Source organism: Streptomyces sp. NPDC020742 (assembly GCF_040641675.1).
Taxonomy (GTDB): Bacteria; Actinomycetota; Actinomycetes; order Streptomycetales; family Streptomycetaceae; genus Streptomyces.
In genome coordinates this window covers 130,218-149,705 of record NZ_JBFAEA010000004.1, presented here as the reverse complement: position 1 = coordinate 149,705, position 19,488 = coordinate 130,218, and the positions used below count along the sequence as shown (strand labels likewise).

The window sequence follows — 19,488 nt, the reverse complement described above, 5'->3', positions numbered from 1 at the left end:
GCCCCAGCTTGCCCTATCCGTACCCCTGGGCCGTGGTGTCTACTGGCTTCACCCAGCGCCTCACCCGTCCAGGAGGACCGCATGCTTCCCTCCGTTTCGATTCTGCAGCAGATCGGCTTCGGCGTGCTGTTCGCGGTGGCCGTCCTCTGGGTCGTGGTGATGACCAGACTGCTGCGACGGGGGCACTACGAGGCGGCGATGCGCCGGGACCACCGGGAGATGCGCCTGCGGTACGGGCGGCGCGGCCCGGCCGACCGGCCCGCGCCGCCGGAGCTGCTGGGGTCGGTCCCGCGGCAGACCGGGCCGGCCGGTCCGCCCGCGGAGTGCGTGCAGCTCAGCGCCGCCGAGCGGGCGGCGTTCGAGGGGCTGGTGCGGCAGCTGACCAGCCGCAGCTGATCACTGGACCGGGCCCAGCCTCAGCAGCGCCAGCGCGGCCAGCATCTGCGCCGACACCGCCGCCGCGGACTTCCACGTCGACAGGTGGTGCTGGCCGCGTATCAGCAGGACCGCGAGGACATAGCCGAACCCCCAGGTCGTCCAGGTCGCCGCCTGGACGAAGGTGGCGTCGGTCGGCAGCCAGGCGGCGATCGCCATCCGCGGCAGGTCCGTCACCCAGAACAGCACGATGAACAGGCTCGCGGTCGGCGCAAAGCGGCCGTTGCCGCCGAGGGTGCGGGCTATGGCGTGGGTGACCGCGCCCAGCGTGAAGCTGGCGACCAGCACCCCCGCCTCGGCCACCCCGGCGAGCTGGAGCGCCGCCGTGCGGTCGGCCGACCACTGGCCGCGGAAGGCGTCCACCGACAGCACCCCGATGGCGCCGCTGATCAGCGACAGCAGCAGCGCCGCGCTCCAGGCGCTGCGGTCCCGCGCCTCCTCCATGACGTCCACTGGCCGGTACCACAGCCCGAATATCAGCCGGTGCCACCACAGTCGGCGGCGCGGGGCCGGCGCACGGGGAGCCGGCTGGACGAGGGTGGGCGGCGGGGGCTGCGACGGCTGGGAGGGCTGGGAGGGGGGTGGTGCGGGCATACGGCCGTTTCTACCACCGGCCGATCAAGGTCGGCGTACGGGCATCGGGCGCGGGTACCGCCGGGTTGACCGGCGCGCCGCCGTCCGGGCGGCCGGAAGCGGATCCCCGGGCCGCACCCGGGACGCGTCCGCTGGGCCGGAGCCGGGGCGGGTGAGAGGCTGGGGCGGTGACGGAGCAGACACCGGAGCACGGCGAGGCGCACGGCGGCGGGCTCGGCAGCCGGCTCAACTGGCTGCGGGCCGCGGTCCTCGGCGCCAACGACGGCATCGTCTCCACCGCGGGGCTGGTCGTGGGCGTCGCCGGGGCGACCGACGAGCGCGGCGCGCTGTTGACGGCGGGGCTGGCTGGCCTGCTGGCCGGGTCGCTGTCGATGGCGGCCGGGGAGTACGTGTCGGTCTCCACCCAGCGGGACTCGGAGAAGGCCGCGCTGGCACTGGAGAAGCGGGAGCTGGCCACCGAGCCGCACGCCGAACTCGTCGAGCTGACCGAGCTGTTGGAGGGCAAGGGCCTGGAGGGGCAGCTGGCCCGCGAGGTCGCCGAGCAGCTGACCGAGCACGACGCGCTGCGCGCCCACGCGGAGGTCGAGCTGGGCATCGACCCCGACGAGCTCACCAACCCCTGGCACGCCGCCGGCGCCAGCTTCCTCGCCTTCACCGCGGGGGCGTTGCTGCCGCTGCTGGCGATCGTGCTGCCGCCGTCCGGACAGCGGCTGTGGATCACGGTGGTGGCGGTGCTCGCCGCGCTGGCGCTGTGCGGCTGGAGCAGCGCCCGGCTGGGTGCCGCGCCGGTGGGGCGGGCGGTGCTGCGCAATGTGGGCGGCGGCGCGGTGGCGATGGGCGTCACCTACGCCGCGGGGACGCTGCTGGGCGCCGTGGGGGTCTGAGCCCGGCACCTGACGTCCGCTCAGGCGCCGGTGCCGGTGTCCCCGTACAGCTCGCGGTACGAAGGGAAGCGGCCCCCCGGCCCGTCGACGGACTCCGCCGCCAGCACGGCCCGGACCACCGCGCGGGTCAGCACGTCCGCGCCGGCGGCCAGGATCTCGTTCAGGGCGCCGGCCGTCACATGGACGCCGAAGGCCGGGTCGGCCACGGCCTCCGCGGGCGCGAGCGGGCGGGCGCCGGTGGACAGCGCGAAGACCGTGTCGCCGTCGGACAGCAGATGGACCGGGCGGAGCGCGCGGGCCAGGCCGTCGTGGGCGGTGCCGGCGAGCTTGTGGGCCTGGGCGCGGGTCAGCTCGGCGTCGGTGGCGACCACGGCCAGGGTGGTGTTCAGCGGTGGGTGCGCGGCGGCCGCCGAGCGGGCCCGGGTCAGCTCCTCGGCCTCGGCCAGTGCGCGCCGTGCCGCGGCGTGCACCTCGGCGGGCGGCGGCGTCACCGGCCCGTCGTACAGCCGGCCGTACAGCACACCGGTCCGCGGGTCGGCCACCGCGCCCACGGCGTTGACGGCGGCGAGCGCGGCGACGGTAGCGCCGGAGGGCAACACCACACTGGCGGTACCGATGCCGCCCTTGAGCCCGCCGGCCACCGCGCCGGTGCCGGCGCCCACATTGCCCTCGGCGACCGGTGCGCCGGGGGCGGTGGCCGCGGCGGCCTCGGCCGCGGCGTGGCCCAGCGCGGCGTCCGGCCGGGCCCGCCAGTCGCCGCCGCGGCCCAGGTCGAACAGGGCCGCCGCCGGGACGACCGGCACTACTTGCGCGGGGTCGGGGCCCACCCGGAAGCCGCGGCCGGCGTCCTCCAACCAGGCCATCACCCCGGACGCCGCGTCGAGCCCGAAGGCGCTGCCGCCGGTCAGCACCACCGCCTCGATCCGCTGGACGAGGTTGCGCGGGTCCAGCGCGTCGGTCTCCCGGGTGCCGGGCCCGCCGCCGCGTACGTCGACGGCCGCGACGGCGCCGCCCTCCGGGGCGAGGACCACGGTGGTGCCGGTCAGCGCACCGCCGCCGGTGCGCCGGGCATGGCCGACCCGCAGGCCGGGGACGTCGGTCAGCGCGTCCTGCGGCCCGGCGGGGTGCGGCGCGGTGGGTGGCCGGTCAGAAATCGGCCGGTCCCATCACGACGACCGGGTGCAGGTCGGGGTCGAGGGTGCGCAGCAGCTCCCGCATCGCCTTGGGCTTGAGGCTCACACAGCCCTGGGTGGGGCCGTCGTGGTCGACGTGCAGCCAGACGCCGCCGCCCCGGGCGCTGCCCAGGGGGCGCCGGGGGTCCAGCGGGGAGTTGCCCGCCTCCCGGTTGTAGTTGATGGCGATGACGTAGTCGAAGGCGCCGGCCAGCGGCTCGCCCTCCACACCGGTGCCGTCGGCGACGAAGCTGTTGTTGTGGTCGTAGGGGAGCTTGGTGCCGTCGGGGGCGGGCAGCAGGCCGCCGGCGTCGGTGAGGCTGAAGACCCCGATGGGGGAGCGCAGGTCGCCGTAGTGGTGGTTGTCCGTCCAGCCGTGGGCGGCGTTGTGCGCGGACCAGGTGGGGCCCGGCTCCCAGTCGTCCGAGCCGTCCTCGCGGGTGTAGAGGACGACCCGGGACTCGAAGGAGTCCATGTCCTTGCCGGTGACGACCAGGGCCTGGCGGGCGTCGGCCGGTATCCGCTTGCGGACGGCGTCGCTGAGGCCGGGGATCGGTCGGCGGGCCGGGACGCCGGGTGCGGCGTTCGGGGCGGATTTCGGGGCGACGGCGGGAGTCCGTGGCGTGTCCGGGCCGGATGCGGTCGTGGACGTGGTGCTCTTGGCGTCGATCGCGGCGTTGTGGTCGTCGCCCGATGCCGGCCACGCCCACAGGGCGGTGCCGACCAGGGTGGAGAGGGCGAGACCGCTCACGGCCTTGCTGCGCCGGGACAGTCTCGTCCTCGTCCGCGCGTGGGACTGGGCGTGGCGAGCCATGGCTGGCGTCTCCTCCAGGTACGGACGGCGGTCGGCCCCAGGGGTTCCCGGGAGGGACCCCTGTCATAAAAAGGGCAATCTGCACCCTACCGCGTCTGTGTCGACGCGCCTCCGGTGGCCTCTGGGAACGGTGGGGAACAAGAGCGCGAATTATGGAGAAGTGGGGTCCATTGGTGGGGAATTGACGGGGCATGGGCTCGCGAGGACTTCCCTCGGAGGGGGGACCGCGCTGGTGAACGGGGCCTTCCCGGGGCGGGAGGGAAGATGGCCGGATCTGATGCGCAATCAGGGTGATAGGGCGTCCTGTACGGCCGTTCGGCACGCTTATGGGGGATCGGCACACCGCCTGACGGACCCTCAATGGAGCAGTGGCGTGGTCGGAAGGCGACGGGCGGCTCGCCGGGACGGGCGACGGTGGCCAGGCCGCGCCCCCGTCACTGCTCCAGTGCGGTTCCCTGACGGGCCGTAAGGGTGACGCCCGCCGCGACCGTCGCCGCCGCCACCAGGCCGGCCGCCGGTACCGCCCACCGCCCGGCGAGGGTGCAGACCAGCACCGCCACGGCCGACACCGGCAGCACCAGCTGCTGCGCCGGGCCGCGCTTGTGGTGGCGGGAGTGGATCAGCCAGACGGTGAACAGGAACAGCGCGGCCGGCACGGTCACACAGGCGCTCGCCGCCCGCACCGACAGGTGCGTGCGGTCGAACGCCTGTGCCACCGCGACCTCGATGCCCGCGCCCACCGCCGCCGCCGAGCAGAACACCAGGTAGTGCCCGTAGCCCCACAGGAACGCCTGCCGGCTGGAGCGCAGGTGGCGGTGGATGGGCACCGCGAAGTAGATCCAGTACGCGGCGAACACCAGCAGTAGCCCGCCGGCCGCGATCGGCAGCAGGGCGTCCAGCTCGTCGTGCTCGTTCAGCGCCGACTGCACCGCGAGGGTGGCCGCCGCGACCGTCTCGCCCAGCACGATGAGGGTGAACAGGCCGTACCGCTCAGCGATGTGATGCGGATGCCAGGCCGTTTGTGCGGCGCGCTCGGCCAGCGTGGGCACCGCCAGCTCCAGCGCCCCCACCACCAGGAACACCCAGGGCACCGCCGCTGTGGGCAGGAGCAGCAGGCCCAGCCAGCCGATCTGGCAGACCGTCACGCCCAGGGCGTAGCCCAGCGCGGTGCGGCGGTCCGGGCCCCGGGAGCCGTGTGCGGCCCGCAGCCACTGGGAGACCTGCGCCAGCCGCATCACCACGTACCCGCACCAGATGAGGGTGAAATCGCTGTCGGTGAAGGCCCGCGGCACCCCGGCCGCCAGGATCAGCGCACCCGCGATCTGTAGGAGCGTCACCGCCCGGTAGAGCCAGTCGTCGGTGTCGTACGCCGAGGCGAACCAGCTGAAGTTCATCCACGCCCACCACACGGCGAAGAACAGCATCAGATAGCCGGTCACCCCGTGCGCCCACTGCCCCTCGGCCAGTGCGTGCGCCAGCTGCCGGCCGGCCTGTGCGACCGCCACGACGAAGCAGAGGTCGAAGAAGAGCTCCAGCGGGGTGGCGGTGCGGTGCTCCTCGTCGCGGCGGCGCGCCCGCATCAGGTCCGGCACAGCAGCTCCTGTCGTCGGGCGGTTGAGCCGACCTCAGCACAGCGCGGCCGGCAGGCACCGCCAACGACGGGCGCGGTGTGTCGTGGCGGGTCCGCCCCGCTACTCGGCGACCGCCTCCACGATAGATGGGAAGGCCGACGTCGGCAGCACCCGGGTCAGCCGGAAGCCCTCCGCCGACAGCAGCGTGGCGAACTCCTCCGCGGTCCGCTCCTGCCCGTCGACCGTCGCCATCATGGCGACGTCCAGGGTCTTGCCGAAGTGCGGGGTGTTGCCGGGCGGCAGGACGGAGTCGATGATCAGCAGCCGGGTGCCGGCCGCCATCGCCGTGCGGCAGCTGCGCAGGATGCGCCGGCAGTCCCCGTCCGACCAGTCGTGCAGTACGTGCTTGAGGACGTAGACGTCGCCGCCCTCCGGTATCGACACGAAGAAGTCGCCCGCCTCGGTGCGCCAGCGGCCCTTCAACTCATCGCCGTCCAGGAGGTGATGGGCCAGCGGCGGCGGCTGGTCGAAGAGCACCCCGGTCAGTTCCGGACGGCGGCGCAGGGCGGCGCGCAGCAGCCCGCCGCGGCCCCCGCCGACGTCCACGACGGTGCCGCTCTCCGGAAAGGGGTAGACCTCGGCCACCGCCTCGTCCACCGGGGCGGACAGCGATGCCATCCCGTCGTCGAACAGCCGGCGGACCACCGGGTTCGACTGCAGGTACGCAAAGAGCGGCGCGCCGAAGATCCGCTCGAAGGAGGCGCCGTCCCGCTCCACCGCGTCCGGCATGGCGGCCGAGGTCCGCAGGAACAGCTCGTCGGTCATCATCAGCACCGCGGGGTGCAGCGAGTCCGGGACGTCGGTGCGCAGCGGCTGGGCTGACGGCGTCAGCCCGTAGGCACCCGTGGCGTCCTCGCGGAAGATGCCCCGGGCGGCGAGGCAGCGCAGCACCCGGCGCAGGTGCGGGGCGTGCGTACCGGTGGCCGCGGCCAGCTGCTCGGCGGTGCGCGGCCCCCCGGACAGGTGGTCGGCGATGCGGTGCTGGGCCGCGGTGCGTAACGCGGCGGAGAAGAGGTGTCCCAGGGCCTGGTCCATCAGGTGGGCCGCGATGTCGTGCGGCTGGTCGTTCGATCGGTGGGGTGAAGCGGCCAACGTCGGCCTCCGGTGGTCGGATCGGGCCTGCGGGGCGGCGGTCGCAGGCGGGGTGATCCACGGTTGCAGCCGGGGGCTGCGGTGTCACGGAAACGGCCGCGCACACCCGCCAACTCCGGCCAGCGAGCCGGTGGGACCGGGCGGGCGGCCCCTCGATGCCGCCCGGTGGTTCATGGTCGAATGCGCGTATGAGCGACAGTGACACGAACGGAAAGACCGGATCCCTCGCCGCCCCGCACGCCGCCCCCACCGCCGTCCTGGCCCCGCTCGACGACCGCGTCGCGGACCTCGTGGCGCTCTACAAGGACCTCCACCGCCACCCCGAACTCGGCTTCGAGGAGACCCGTACCGCCGCCGAGGCCGCCCGCCGGCTGACCGCCGCCGGCTACCAGGTCACCACCGGCATCGCCGGGACCGGGGTGGCGGGCGTGCTGCGCAACGGCCCGGGCCCGGTGGTGCTGCTGCGCGCCGACATGGACGCGCTGCCGGTCACCGAGGACACCGGCCTGGCGTACGCCTCCACCGTCCCCGGTCGGATGCACGCCTGCGGCCACGACGTCCACGTCACCTGCCTGCTGGGCGCCGCCGATCTGCTCGCGGCCGGCCGCGCGCACTGGTCCGGCACCCTGATCGCGCTCTTCCAGCCCGCCGAGGAGGTCGGCAGCGGCGCCCGCGCCCTGCTCGACGCCGGCCTCTATGACCAGGGCCTGGTCCCCACGCCCGACGTGGTGCTGGCGCAGCACGTCGCCCCGTTCGCCGCCGGGCTGATCGCCTACTGCCCGGACGCCTGCATGGCCGCCGCCGACAGCCTGGAGATCACCTTCCACGGCACCGGCGGCCACGGCTCCCGCCCCGAGACCACCATCGACCCCATCCTCATGGCGGCGTCCTTCGTCCAGCGGGTGCAGGCGGTGGTGGCCCGCGAGGTCGCGCCCCAGGACCGGGTGGTGGTCAGCGTCGGTTCCTTCCACGCCGGGGAGTCCGCCAATGTCATCCCCGAGCGGGCCGTGGTCCAACTGAGCGTCCGCACCTTCGACGAGACGGTGCGCGCCGCGGTGCTCACCGCCCTCGACCGGATCGCCCGCGCCGAAGCCGCCGCCTCCGGCGCCGACCGCGTTCCGGAGACCCGGGTGCTTGACTCCTTCCCCGTCACCGTCAACGACCCCGGCACCCTCGGCTCCGTCAACGGGGCGTTCACCCAGCTCTTCGGCGAACAGCGGGTGGTGGCCTACCAGCCGGCCACCGGGAGCGAGGACGCCGGCCTGCTGGCGACCGCCGCCGGGGCGCCGCTGTACTACTGGTGGCTGGGCGGCTGGGACCCGGAGGAGTTCGCCGCGGCGCTGGCGGCCGGGCGGCTCGCCCAGGACATCCCCTCCAACCACTCCTCGCGCTTCGCCCCCGTCGTCCTGCCCACCCTCACCATGGGCGTCCAGGCCCTGATCGCGGGGGCGCTCGACCAGCTGGCACCGGGGGCGGGCGGCGAGGGGGAGGCGCTCCGGGAGGGCCGGGCGGTGGCCGAGTGAGGCCGGGCGGTGGCCGGGTGACGGCCGAGTGAGGCTGGGCGTGGCTGGGTGACCGGCCCCTCGGGCCCCGGCCGTTGACCTTGTCCCTGGGGGAAGGCCCAGCATCGGCGGGGCCGGGCCCGAAGTGCCCGGTACGAGGACGACGGACGGGCGCCGACGGGCCCAGACGGGTACGGGCGGGCACGGACGGGCACCTCCGGGTGCCGGGACGGTCCGACGGAGCCGCTGGCGCGCGGAGCCACCGGGTGCGAAACCACCGGGGTGCGAAGTCGCCAGGGTGCGGAACCACCGGGTGCGAAGTCGCCAGGGTGCGGGGCCACGAAGAGCCGCGGCGCGCGGAAGGAAGGACGGAGGTGCGGGGGTGAAACAGACCGCGGACGGTGTGGAGCTGCTCACCATCGGGGCGTTCGCCCGCGCCTGCGGCCTCTCGCCCAAGGCGCTGCGGCTCTACGACGAGCTGCGCCTGCTGCCGCCGGCCCATGTCGATCCGGTCAACGGCTACCGCCACTACGCCCCGGCACAGCTGGAGCGGGCCCGGCTGGTCGCCTGGCTGCGCCGGCTCGGGATGCCGCTGGCCGGCATCCGGGAGGTGTGCGCACTGGCACCGGACGCCGCGGCCGACGCGGTCACCGCGTACTGGGCGCGCGTCGAGGCCGACACCGCGGCCCGCCGCGACCTGGCCGCCTTCCTCGTCGACCAGCTCCAGCGGAAGGACACCGCCATGACCGCCTCGCCCACCCCGCTCACCCTGCGCTGCGCCGCCGGAACGGACCGCGGCCTGGTCCGCCCGACCCACCAGGACGCCGCCTATGCGGGCCCCCGCCTGTTGGCCGTCGCCGACGGCTACGGACCGGCCGGCGGACTCGCCGCGACCGCCGCCATCGACGCGCTGCGGACACTGGAGGACCGGGCCCCGGCCCCGGCGGACGCCCTGGCGGCCCTGGAGGAGGCGGCCCGCCGCGCCCACCGCACCGCGCCGCCGGCCGCCTCGGCGGACCAGTCCACCGGCAGCACCCTCACCGCGCTCCTCCGGTCCGGCAGCCGGCTGGCGCTGCTGCACATCGGTGACTCCCGTGCCTATGTGCTGCGCGACACCGGCCTGTTCCGCATCACCCAGGACCACAGCCTGGTGCAGTCCCTCATCGACGAGGGCCGCCTCACCCCCGAGGAGGCCCCGACGCACCCGCAGCGCGCCCTGCTGCTGCGCTCCCTGGACAGCAGCACCGACTTCGCCCCCGACCTCCAGCTCCTGGACGCCCACCCCGGCGAGCGCTACCTGCTGTGCACCGACGGCCTGAGCGGGGTGGTCCCGCCGGAGGCCCTGCGGGCCGCTCTCGCGGAGGCCGACTCACCGGAGCAGGCCGTCGCCTCCCTGATCCGGCTGGCGCGTGCGGCGGGGGCGCCGGACAACGTCGGCTGCGTGGTGGCGGATGTCCTGCCGGCGGAGGCGGCCGCGTAACGCGCCCGTCCGGGGTGGGGAGGGGAAAGGGGCGGGCCGGGGCGTTCACGGTTCCGTTCCGGCCCCGTCCCGGTTACCTCCCCGGCCCTGTCGGCGGTTCCGTTGTGGCCCCGTCCCGCTTCTCGTGGCCGCTACGCCAGGCCCTTGAGCATCCCCTTGAAGTAGAGCTGCGGCAGGCCGTAGCGCTTGAGGAACCACATGTCGGTGCGCTCGCGGGTGGTGTCGATGAAGGGGATGGAGGGGGTCGGGCGCAGGTCGTAGTCGAACTCCGCGAGCAGCATCTTGTGGCGGGCGGTGACCAGGGGACAGGAGGTGTAGCCGTGGTAGCGGGCGGTGGCCGGACGGCCGCGGAGGCCGGCGAGGAGGTTGGTGACCACGACCGGGGCCTGCTTGCGGATCGCCGCGCCGGTCTTGGAGGTCGGCAGGTGGGCGACGTCACCCAGCACGAAGACGTCCGGGAACTCCGGGTGCTGGAGGGTGCCTCGATCCGAAGCGACGTATCCGTGCGGGGAGTTGGGGTCGGCGAGCGGGCCGTCGGCGAGCCAGCGGGGAGCGCGCTGGGGCGGTACGGCGTGCAGCAGGTCGTAGCGCAGGGTCTCGGCCTCGCCGGTGGTGTGGTCGGTGATCACCGCCTCCCGGGCCGCGCCGTCCAGGCTGGTCATCTCCGAGCTCAGCCGCACCTCGATGCCGTAACGCCGGGCCGTCTCGGTCAGCGCCCGGTCGAAGACCGGCACCTTGAACATCGCGGGCTCCGGCAGCACCAGGACGATGCGGATCGAGTCCAGGACGCCGCGCTTGCGCCAGTGGTCGGCCGCCAGATACGCGATCTTCTGCGGGGCGCCGCCGCACTTCACCGGCCCGGACGGCATGGTGAACAGCGCCGTGCCGCGGCGCATCCGGCGGATCAGGTCCCAGGTCAGGGGCGCGAGATCGGGACGGTAGTTGCTGCTCACCCCGTGGTGGCCGAGGGCCTCGGCGAGCCCGGGCACACCGTCCCAGTCGAGCTCCAGGCCGGGCGCCAGCACCAGCCGCCCGTAGGACAGGACCCGGCCGGTGGCGGTGGTGACCGTACGCGCGGTCGGGTCGACGGCGGCGGCGCGCTCGCGCAGCCAGCGCACACCGGGCGGTATCACCTCCGCCTCGGTGCGCAGCGAGGCGCGCAACGGGGCCTGGCCGCCGCCCACCAGCGTCCACAGCGGCTGGTACCAGTGGGTCTCGGAGGGCTCCAGCAGGGCGATGTCGCGGACGCCGGCACGCCGTAAACGGGCGGCGACGGTGATGCCCGCGGTACCGCCGCCGACGATGAGGACCTGGTGGTGGGACGGAGCGGCGGTGACGTGCGCCATGGGTTTCCTCCTGTGCGGGTGGGTGTGAGGGGTGCGGTGGACGGGGGACGGGGGGACGGGTGGTCGGGGCGGGTGGTCGGGACGGATGGGGCGGACGGGTGGGTTGTGGGGACAGGTCGTGGACGGTGGTGGTGGGTCAGAGGTGGGGCAGCGCCGCGGTCGCCATGGTGATGGCGAGGACGGTGACGAGGGCGGCGAAGGCGGCGGTCAGGGTCTGTGGGCGGAGGCGGGTGGCCAGGCGGTTGCCCAGTTGGCTGCCGACCGCCGCGCAGGCCGCGAAGCCGGCCAGCAGCGGCCAGTCCAGGGCTCCGGTACCGGCCCGAGTGCCCAGCGCCGTCAGGGAGTTGACCAGGATGACCAGGAGGGAGGTGCCGATGGCGACCGGCATTTCCAGGCCCAGGACGAGGGTGAGCGCCGGCACCACGACGAAGCCGCCGCCGACCCCGAAGAAGCCGGTGAGCAGCCCGACGGCGGTGGCGGTCGCGGCGACCCGGGCCGGGCGCGGACGGTCGGGGCGCGGAGGTACGGGGCGGGGCGGAACGGAGTTGGAATCCGTGGGACCGGAGGGCGTGGGGCCAGGCGGGACGGGGCCAGACGGGACGGGAACAGATGGGGCGGAGCTGGTGGGAGCAGGACCGGGTGACACGGAAGCGGGTGGCACGGAAGCGGGTGGCACGGGACCGGTGGCGGCGGGGCGCGCCCGGTCCGCCCGGTCGTCTGCCGCGGGCCGCTCTGGGCCGCCTTGCTTCCCGCCCGCCGGGCGCCGTGCACGCACTTCCCGTAACACCAGCATCGACGCCACCACGAGCATCAGCCCGGCGAACGCGGTCATCAGGACGCCGGACGGTACCGCCGCGCTCCAACGGGACCCGAGGTAGCTGCCGGCCGAGCCCAGTACGCCGAAGAGCGCGCCGGCCGCCCAGCGGACCCGGCCCGCGCGGCCGTGGCAGACCAGCCCCGACACCGCGCCGACGGCGACCACCACCAGTGCGCCCGCGGTCGCCTCGTGCGGCGACTGCCCCGCCAGATAGACCAGCGCGGGCACCGCCAGCACCGAACCGCCGCCGCCGAGCGCCCCCAGCAGCAGACCTATCAGCAGCCCGCACGGCAGCGTCGCCACGGCTAAGAGGACGGACACGTCAGGCGGACGGGCACGAGGCCGACGAGGGGGCGGCGGCCCGCGGCGCCAGGGCCACCGCCCGGCTGTCGTCGGACCACTCCGTGACGAAGGTGAACCGGTCGCCGCGGACGACCGTCTCCCGCCACTCCACCGGCCGTTCCCCGGCCCGCCCCAGCCGCTCGATGGCGAACGCCGCCTCCCGGTCGGCCAGCCCCAGCAGCCAGGTCTGCCGGACGTCCGGCAGGAACGGCTGGATCCGCTCCCGGCCGCCGGTGACCTTCACCCCGCAGCGCCGGGTCAGCTCGCCGTAGAGCGAGGTGTGCCCGAAGTCGGCCCCCAGCAGCGGCTCGGCGATCTCGGCGGGAAGGTGTGCGGTGTCGTGCGCGAGCGGTTCGCCGTCGGCGAGCCGCAGCCGTTCCAGGACGACCAACGGGGCATCGGGGACCAGGCCCAGATGCCCGGCGATCGTGCCGTCCGCGGTCTGCTCCAGCCGCAGCACCTCGCTGCGCTGCTCCACACCCTGGCCCTCCAACTCGCGGAAGAGGCTGTAGAGCGAGCCGAGCGGCTGCTGGATGCGGCGGGTGTCCAGCCGACTGGCGCGGCCTCGTTCGGCGATCACCAGCCCGTCGGCGCGCAGCTTGCGCAGCGCCTCCCGCACGGTGTGCCGGCTCACCTCGTACTCGGCGGTGAGCCGGTGCTCGGCCGGGAACTCCGCGGTGAACGCACCGGTCTCCATCCGACGGCGCAGATCGGCCATGAGCTGCGCCCAGAGCGGCAGCGGCGAGCGCCGGTCCAGGGGGCGCGGGGCGTGCGCGCCGGGTGCGCCGTCCGACGGCTCGGTCGTCATGGTGGGTTCCTCCGCGGGCTGCTGACGGGGACGGGTGCGGGCGTGGGCGTTGGCGTTGGCGTGGGGTGGTGGCGGGTACGGCGTGGCCTGCGGATTCCCTTGCGGGGTGACTGCAGTGACATGGCCTCACCTGAGAAGTGGTCATGTCGGTTGACGGGCCGGCGGGGACACCCAGCTTGTCGCCCGCCGACCCGGCTCCTTAATGTACGTACATCCGTGCATCCGCACAACGACGCACCCCGCCCGAGCGGACCCACCGCCGGGCCAGGCGCCCGCCCACCCCGGAGGCCGACCGTGCACTTCGCGCAGTACTACCTCGACTGCCTCTCCCAGGCGTCGTACCTGATCGGCGACGAGACCACCGGACGCGCCGTCCTCGTCGACCCGCGCCGCGACATCGACGACTACCTGCGCGACGCGGACGCCGCCGGCCTACGCATCGAACTCGTCGTCGAGACCCACATCCACGCCGACTTCCTCTCCGGGCACCTGGAACTCGCCCGGGCCACCGGCGCCGCCATCGCCTTCGGAGAGGCGGCCGAAACCGGCTATCCCATACGGCGGTTACGCGACGGCGAACGCCTCTCCCTCGGGGCCCGCGACGGCGAAGGCGTCACCCTCACCGTCCTCGCCACCCCCGGCCACACCATGGAGTCCATCTGCCTGGTCGTCCATGAACACCCCGCCGATGAGGTGCCGTTCGGCGTGCTCACGGGCGACACCCTCTTCGTCGGGGACGTCGGCCGCCCCGATCTGCTCTCCGCCGCCGGACACTCCCCGCAGGAGATGGCGGCCCGTCTCCACCACTCCCTGCACACCAAACTCCTGCCCCTCCCGGACGCGACCCGGGTCTTCCCTGCACACGGCGCCGGCTCGGCCTGCGGCCGCAACCTCTCCACCGAGACCAGCTCCACCATCGGCGACCAGCGCCGCCTCAACTACGCCCTACAGCCCATGTCCCAGGACGCGTTCGTCCGGCTGGTCACCGCCGGTCAGCCCGCCACCCCCGGCTACTTCGCCCACGACGCGGCCCTCAACCGCGACGGTCACCCCCTCCTGGACCCCGCCCCGCTGCCCGCGCTGAACCTGGACGAGGTGCTCGCCGCCCGCGACCGGCAGGGCGCGGTGCTCCTCGACTGCCGCCCGCTGGCCGTCTACACCGGTGCGCACCTGGCCGGATCGCTGCACACGAGCCTGGACACCCGGTTCGCGGAGTACGCCGGCAGCGTGGTTGCCCCGGGCACCCCGATCGTGCTGCTCGCCGAGCCCGGCACCGAAGAGGAGGCCCGCCTCCGCCTCGCCCGGATCGGCTACGACCATGTCCTCGGCCATCTGCCCGACCCCGCCGCCGTACTGGACCGCGCGCCCGCACTGGCTCGTCGCAGCCACCGCATCCGATCCGGTGCTGAACTGCCGGCGGACGCCCAGGTCGTCGACGTGCGCAATCCCGCCGAGTACGAGGAGGGCGCTCTGCCCGGGGCCCGCAGCATCCCGCTGGCCACCCTTCCCGACCGCCTCGCCGAACTGGACCCGGCCCGCCCGGTGGTCCTCTACTGCCGCAGCGGCAACCGGTCGGTGATCGCGGCGGCGCTGCTGGAGGAGCGCGGCTTCGAAGATGTCTGCGATGTGCTGGGGGGATTCGAGGCGCTGGCAGCCGCCTGAAGCTGGCCGGGGCGGCTGCCTGAAGCTGGCCGGGGCGCCTGCCTGCACCGGCCCGGTGCCTGCCCGCGCGCCTGGCCGCACCGGCCTGGGCGCCTGTCCCGTCGGCAGCACCGGGCTGGGTGTCTGTACCGGCCCGCGCGCCTGCCCGCGCGCCGGCCGCGCAGGCCCGCACGGGCCCGGGCGCCTGTCCGGTGGCCCGCATCGGCCCGGGCGCCTGTCCGGTGGCCCGCATCGGCCCGGGCGCCTGTCCGGTCGCCCGCACCGGCCCGCGCGCCTGCCCCACCAGGTTCCTCACCTCCTCGTTTCTCGCCCGAGGAGCCCGGCCACCACGGCGGCGGCGAGGCAACTGGCCGCCGCCAGCGCCAGGGGCGAGTGGAGCCCGGCGAGACCGCCGGCGCGGTCCGCTTCCGGGGCGACGGCGGGGGCCAGGGCGAGCCCGGCCCCCGCCGTCGCGGTCAGCACGGCCTTGGTCACTCCGGCCGCCTCGCCCGCCCGCTCGCGCCGTACCACCGACTGACTGCCGGTCAACGCCAGCCCGCCGGCCACGCCCAGCGCCGCCGCGGCCACCGTCACGGTCATCACCAGGGCCACCGCGCCCGCCCCACAGCCGGCCGCCCACAGAGCCACGGCGGCGGCGGACAGGCACCCCGCCATCACCGGCACCGCCGCCACGGGCGGCACCCGGCCGGCCAGCGGGCCGCCGGCGGCCAGCGCGGCCGCGGGAGCCAGCAGAGCCGCGCCCGCTCCCACCGCCGGCCACCCGCGCCCCTGTTGGAGCAGCAGCGGGACCGCGTACAACAGGGCCACCGTCGCCGCGTTGGCGACCGCACCCGCAGCGGTCAGTGCCACATACCGGCGGTTGCGGAACAGTGCGAGGTCCACCAGCGGGGCGGGGCACCGGCGTTCGGCCCGTACGAACAGCGCGCCCAGCGCCGCCGCGGCAACCGCCCAGCCCCACGCCGCAGGGCGCTGTAGCCAGTACGCCAGGCAGGCTGGCGCCCCGGTGACGGTGACCGCACCCAGGAGGTCGAGGGGCGGCCGGCCCACCTGCGGGTCACGCGGATCGGGCGCCCGGTGTGCGCACAGCGCAGCCGCCGCACACAGCGGCACACTCAGCCAGAAGACCGCCCGCCAGGAGACCCACTCGGCCAGCGCACCGCCGACGAACGGGCCGCCGGCCGTGGCCAGGCCCGCCACCCCCAGCGCCCGGCCGATCGCCCGCCGGCCCTCCCCGGGCGGGTGGACACGGGTCAGCAGGGCCAGTCCAGCGGGCATGATCAGGGCACCGCCCGTGCCCTGTAAGACCCGCGCCGCCACCAGCAACGGGAGCGACGGAGCCAGCGCACACAGCATGGAGGCGGCGGCGAACAGCGCCAGTCCCGCGGCCAGCACCCGGCGCTGCCCGCAGAGGTCGCCGAGTCGGCCGGCGACCGGCATGAGCGCACCGGCGGCCAGGAGGTACCCACCGACCACCCAGGGGGCGGCGTCCCCGGAACCCCGCAGGGCAGCGCGGGCGGCGGGCAGCGCGGCGTTCAGGGCGAACGAGTCCAGCTGGACGCAGAACGCCGCGGTGGCCACCGCGGCGACCGCCCAGAACGCCGGCGGACGGCGCCGCCGGAGCAGAACGGGAGGCGTCTCGGGACGCGGTACGGGAAACGGAGGGGGACTTGGGGTGGCAGGCATCGGCGCACCTCTCACGGGCCTGGGCGCGCGGTCCGGGACGGAGGCGCGCAGAAGGACGGCGGAAAACCGGGCTGGAGAGGGATGGAGTGCACCGGAGCGGGGAAGATCCCAGGGGTCGAGGTGCGAGAAGGGGCGGGCGCCGGCCCCGTACAGCGGACGTTCAGCAAACGTTGATCGATGATCACCATGCTGATCCGCATGTTGCGCCGTGTGATCTCAGAGCATGCAGAAGACGTCAGCGAAGTTCAAGAGCCTGCCGCGTCGCGGATCGCCCTCACCTGGAGCGGGGAGCCGGGACGTCTGGAGGAGCTGACCCACGGGACGCTCCTCGACCGGGCCGACCGGGCCGCCGCGGCGCTCTCCCGGCTCGGGGTCCGGGCCGGCGACCGGGTCGCGGTGCACCTCCCGCTGGTCCCGGAATCGGTGATCGCCACCATCGCCTGCGGCAGGTTGGACGCGATACGCACCACGCTGCCGGTCACACTGACGGTGCCCGAACTCGTCGCACGGTTCCGGGAGTCGGGCGCCCGGGTGATCATCACGGCGGATGCGGCGTTCTGGGACGGCGCGGTACGACCGGTGAAGCCGCTGCTCGACCACGCCCTGGCCCGGAGCGCGGCCGCGGGGGACGCGCCCCGGCGGACCGTACTGGTCGTGAACCGGTGCTCGCGGCCGGTCTCCTGGAAGCCGGGCCGCGACCTGTGGTGGCACGAGGCCCTGGAGAGCGCGGCCGTCCCCAACTGACTGATCCGGCGCCCAAGGGGGTAGCCGCACTCTCACCGCGCCCCAAGTCCCTCCTGGCCACGAGCCCTGCCTCCACCGGCCCGAGCCCTGCCTCCACCGGCCCGAACGCTGCCTCCACCGGCCCGAGCCCTGCCTCCACCGGCCCGAGCCCTGCGCTCGCCGGCCCCGAGCACTGCTCTCACCGGTTGCGAGCCGTGCCCTGGTTGGTGACGAGGCGTGGTGTCCTCACCGGCCGTGCTACCTCGACAGCCGCGAGCCGTCGCCGGCCATGAACTCCGGCAGACCACCGACTGTCTCGGAGCGCCGGCTGTCCCAGACCACCGGACCTCGCGGACCACCGGACCTCCCAGACCACCGGACCTCCCAGACCACCGGACCTCGCGGAGCACCGGTCTTCGTCGAGCACCGGCCCCGCAGTTCACCGGCCGCAGGGGTTCGCCGGCTCTGCAGACGGCCGAACCTCCTGGAGCACCGGCTTCGCCGGCACCCGCCCCGCAGGTCACCGGCGTCCACCCAGGTCACCGGCGTCCGCCCAGGTCACCGGCCCCACGCTGGCCGTCGGCTCTCGCTCATCACCAGTGCTCCCGCTCCGAGGGAGTCCTTCCGGCCATCTCCCATCGGACCGCCGGAGGGGCCTCCTCCGCTCCTCACCCACCGGGCATCTCCCCCATGGAGCCATCTCATCCACGGGGTATCTCACCCGCCGGGTGCCTCAGCCGCTGGGGTCCTCACCCACTCAGGTCACACAACGGGCTGCTCACGGTCCTGGTCTCTAGCGTGGGCACTGTGCCCCAGGCTCAGAAGCCCCACCCGCCCCGGACACTGCGCAGGCGGCACCGGCGGCTCCATCCCGGCCGAGGCCAGCCGTCGTCCGCGCGACGCACGTGGCCTCGGTCGTCACGGTGCCTGAGCACCACTGTTGGCGCCCCGTGGCGCTGCCCCGTCACCACCAGTGCCGACGCGCACCACCTTCCATCGAGAACGTCTGGGGCCGGGCACGCCGTACTGCCCCGGTCGGCGGCTGCCGCTCACCTCGGCCGTGGAAACTCCTGGCGTTTCCCCTCCCCTCCCCTCCCCTCCCCTCCCCTCCCGCCCCGCCCCTCCCCACCACCCCCACCCGTCGACGTCTTCATCGCCACACCAACAACGCGCTCGCCGAGAGGTGTTGACCCCCATGCATGACCCCGAGCACGCACCTACACCTGCTCACGCTCACGCCCACGCCCATGGGCACGCGTACGCCGACGCCCGCACCCACGGACACGCGTACGCCGACGCCCACATCCACGGAGGCGCGTACGCCCACGTCTGCGCTCCCGAACGCGCACACAACCGGCACCCGCTTCCCGGCACCGACCGGAAGGGGCCGGGGAGACGCAGTCACGGCTCCCAGAGCCCGCCGACCCGGCCGCATGACGGCCGGCGTCCGCACCCCATACCCACCCACGACAAGGGACGCTGACCAGCGCCAACCCCTCCCGCCCGACGCGGTGTTGCGCCGCGGAGCGCTACCGCACGGACGGTGGTTTATTCGGTCGTGCCCACGTCGGGCGGCCCATAGGTTGCCCGTATGGAATCGAGATCAACATCGCTGCGCCTGGAGAAGGTCACGCCGGACAATGTCGAGGCCGCCTGTGCGCTGCGGGTGCGCCCCGACCAGGAGGGGTTGGTGGCGCCGGTCGCACGATCGCTGGCTGAGGCGTATGTACAGCCGGATATCGCCTGGCCCCGCTTGATCTTCGACGGTGAACAGCTCGTGGGCTTTGTCATGGGCTTCTTCCTCGTTCGCTTCGACCCGGACAATCCGGCGGACCGGCTCCGCTCGGGCCTCTGGCGCCTGAACATCGCCGCTGACCAACAGGGCCGTGGCTATGGACGGTTCGCCGTGGAGTCCGTGTGCGCCGAGCTCCGTCGGCGGGGCCAGTCCCGCGCGACGGTGACCTGGGTGCCGGGGGAGCACGGACCGGAGGGCTTCTATCAGCGGCTCGGCTTCGTACGGACTGGGGAGATGAGCGGCGATCAGGTCGTGGGTGAGCTGGACCTGCCCGGCTGACCGCATGAGGGGGACGGTGCCCGAGCCCGAGCCCGAGCCGGTCGGCGCCGTGCAGGTGCTCTTGACGGTGGCCACGGTCGCTGCGGCGGGTGGACAGGGAGACGGAGGAATCGGAGACGGAGGGCAGGGAGGGGCGGTGAGCACCGCGTACGGGGCGCGCGGTAGGGGCGCTGTGGTGTTGAGGGGCGGTCCTGTGACCCGAAGAGCGTGGCGGGCCTCCGCCGACCGGTGGCCGCGCTCGGCCGGCCCGTACTCTGGAGGGGTGAGCACGACCCCCGAATCCGAGCGGACGCCCGAGACCCAAGCCGCCCTCGGGACCCAGGCCACCCCCGGGACCCAAGCCGCCCTCGGGACCCAGGCCACCCCCGGGACCCAAGCCGCCCTCGGGACCCAGGCCACCCCCGGGACCCAAGCCGCCCTCGGGACCCA

At 74.7% G+C, this 19,488-nt stretch carries 16 protein-coding genes; 7 read left to right on the top strand and 9 right to left on the bottom strand.

What is annotated here, in order from left to right:
- Positions 1–81: 81 nt before the first annotated feature.
- Positions 82–396 (top strand): hypothetical protein, encoded by a 315-nt coding sequence (locus AB0G84_RS10080; protein WP_361318103.1) that lies wholly within the window; start codon positions 82–84, stop codon positions 394–396.
- On the opposite strand, the gene AB0G84_RS10075 is transcribed toward AB0G84_RS10080, so the two are convergent.
- The gene (locus AB0G84_RS10075; RefSeq protein WP_361318101.1) at positions 397–1,029 is read right to left on the bottom strand and encodes a Yip1 family protein; all 633 of its coding nucleotides are present in this window, start codon (positions 1,027–1,029) and stop codon (positions 397–399) included.
- Positions 1,030–1,196: 167 nt separating this feature from the next.
- On the opposite strand from AB0G84_RS10075, the gene AB0G84_RS10070 reads away from it, so the two are divergent.
- The gene (locus AB0G84_RS10070; RefSeq protein WP_361318099.1) at positions 1,197–1,913 is read left to right on the top strand and encodes a VIT family protein; all 717 of its coding nucleotides are present in this window, start codon (positions 1,197–1,199) and stop codon (positions 1,911–1,913) included.
- A gap of 20 nt (positions 1,914–1,933) precedes the next feature.
- Here the strand turns inward: AB0G84_RS10070 and AB0G84_RS10065 are convergent, their stop codons facing one another.
- The 4 genes from AB0G84_RS10065 to AB0G84_RS10050 all read right to left on the bottom strand — a co-directional run bounded on the left by AB0G84_RS10065 (position 1,934) and on the right by AB0G84_RS10050 (position 6,622).
- Positions 1,934–3,067 carry a P1 family peptidase gene (locus tag AB0G84_RS10065; protein ID WP_361318565.1) on the bottom strand — a complete coding sequence of 378 codons (1,134 nt, stop codon included), beginning with the start codon at positions 3,065–3,067 and terminating at the stop codon, positions 1,934–1,936.
- Positions 3,060–3,899, bottom strand: coding sequence for a hypothetical protein (locus AB0G84_RS10060; protein WP_361318097.1), 840 nt, complete (start codon positions 3,897–3,899; stop codon positions 3,060–3,062). The genes AB0G84_RS10065 and AB0G84_RS10060 overlap by 8 nt, the downstream gene beginning before the upstream one ends.
- A gap of 434 nt (positions 3,900–4,333) precedes the next feature.
- Positions 4,334–5,491, bottom strand: a complete 1,158-nt coding sequence (locus AB0G84_RS10055) for a low temperature requirement protein A (protein ID WP_361318095.1) — start codon at positions 5,489–5,491, stop codon at positions 4,334–4,336.
- 99 nt (positions 5,492–5,590) lie between these two features.
- The gene (locus AB0G84_RS10050; protein ID WP_361318093.1) at positions 5,591–6,622 is read right to left on the bottom strand and encodes a methyltransferase; all 1,032 of its coding nucleotides are present in this window, start codon (positions 6,620–6,622) and stop codon (positions 5,591–5,593) included.
- A 188-nt stretch (positions 6,623–6,810) separates the two neighbouring features.
- Here AB0G84_RS10050 and AB0G84_RS10045 point away from each other — a divergent pair, with 188 nt between their 5' ends.
- Together AB0G84_RS10045 and AB0G84_RS10040 are read left to right on the top strand one after the other, a co-directional pair.
- Entirely contained in the window at positions 6,811–8,145 is a 1,335-nt protein-coding gene (locus AB0G84_RS10045; protein WP_361318091.1) for an amidohydrolase, read from the top strand.
- Between the two features lie 361 nt (positions 8,146–8,506).
- Positions 8,507–9,604 (top strand): MerR family transcriptional regulator, encoded by a 1,098-nt coding sequence (locus tag AB0G84_RS10040; RefSeq protein ID WP_361318089.1) that lies wholly within the window; start codon positions 8,507–8,509, stop codon positions 9,602–9,604.
- A gap of 131 nt (positions 9,605–9,735) precedes the next feature.
- Here AB0G84_RS10040 and AB0G84_RS10035 read toward each other — a convergent pair whose 3' ends face one another.
- From AB0G84_RS10035 to AB0G84_RS10025, 3 genes are all read right to left on the bottom strand, one after another.
- Complete coding sequence (locus tag AB0G84_RS10035; RefSeq protein WP_361318087.1) at positions 9,736–10,950, bottom strand: FAD/NAD(P)-binding oxidoreductase; 1,215 nt, start codon at positions 10,948–10,950, stop codon at positions 9,736–9,738.
- 136 nt (positions 10,951–11,086) lie between these two features.
- Positions 11,087–12,070: a sulfite exporter TauE/SafE family protein gene (locus AB0G84_RS10030; protein ID WP_361318085.1), complete on the bottom strand. Its 984-nt coding sequence runs from the start codon at positions 12,068–12,070 to the stop codon at positions 11,087–11,089.
- Between the two features lie 19 nt (positions 12,071–12,089).
- Positions 12,090–12,917 carry a GntR family transcriptional regulator gene (locus AB0G84_RS10025; protein ID WP_361318083.1) on the bottom strand — a complete coding sequence of 276 codons (828 nt, stop codon included), beginning with the start codon at positions 12,915–12,917 and terminating at the stop codon, positions 12,090–12,092.
- A 294-nt stretch (positions 12,918–13,211) separates the two neighbouring features.
- Between AB0G84_RS10025 and AB0G84_RS10020 the strand changes: the two genes are divergently transcribed.
- The gene (locus AB0G84_RS10020) at positions 13,212–14,579 is read left to right on the top strand and encodes an MBL fold metallo-hydrolase (protein WP_361318081.1); all 1,368 of its coding nucleotides are present in this window, start codon (positions 13,212–13,214) and stop codon (positions 14,577–14,579) included.
- A gap of 291 nt (positions 14,580–14,870) precedes the next feature.
- Here the strand turns inward: AB0G84_RS10020 and AB0G84_RS10015 are convergent, their stop codons facing one another.
- Complete coding sequence (locus AB0G84_RS10015) at positions 14,871–16,262, bottom strand: MFS transporter (protein ID WP_361318079.1); 1,392 nt, start codon at positions 16,260–16,262, stop codon at positions 14,871–14,873.
- 210 nt (positions 16,263–16,472) lie between these two features.
- On the opposite strand from AB0G84_RS10015, the gene AB0G84_RS10010 reads away from it, so the two are divergent.
- Together AB0G84_RS10010 and AB0G84_RS10005 are read left to right on the top strand one after the other, a co-directional pair.
- A complete protein-coding gene (locus AB0G84_RS10010; RefSeq protein WP_361318077.1) occupies positions 16,473–17,006 on the top strand; it encodes an AMP-binding protein in 534 nt (177 codons plus the stop codon).
- A 1,570-nt stretch (positions 17,007–18,576) separates the two neighbouring features.
- Positions 18,577–19,059: a GNAT family N-acetyltransferase gene (locus tag AB0G84_RS10005; RefSeq protein ID WP_361318075.1), complete on the top strand. Its 483-nt coding sequence runs from the start codon at positions 18,577–18,579 to the stop codon at positions 19,057–19,059.
- Positions 19,060–19,488: the final 429 nt, after the last annotated feature.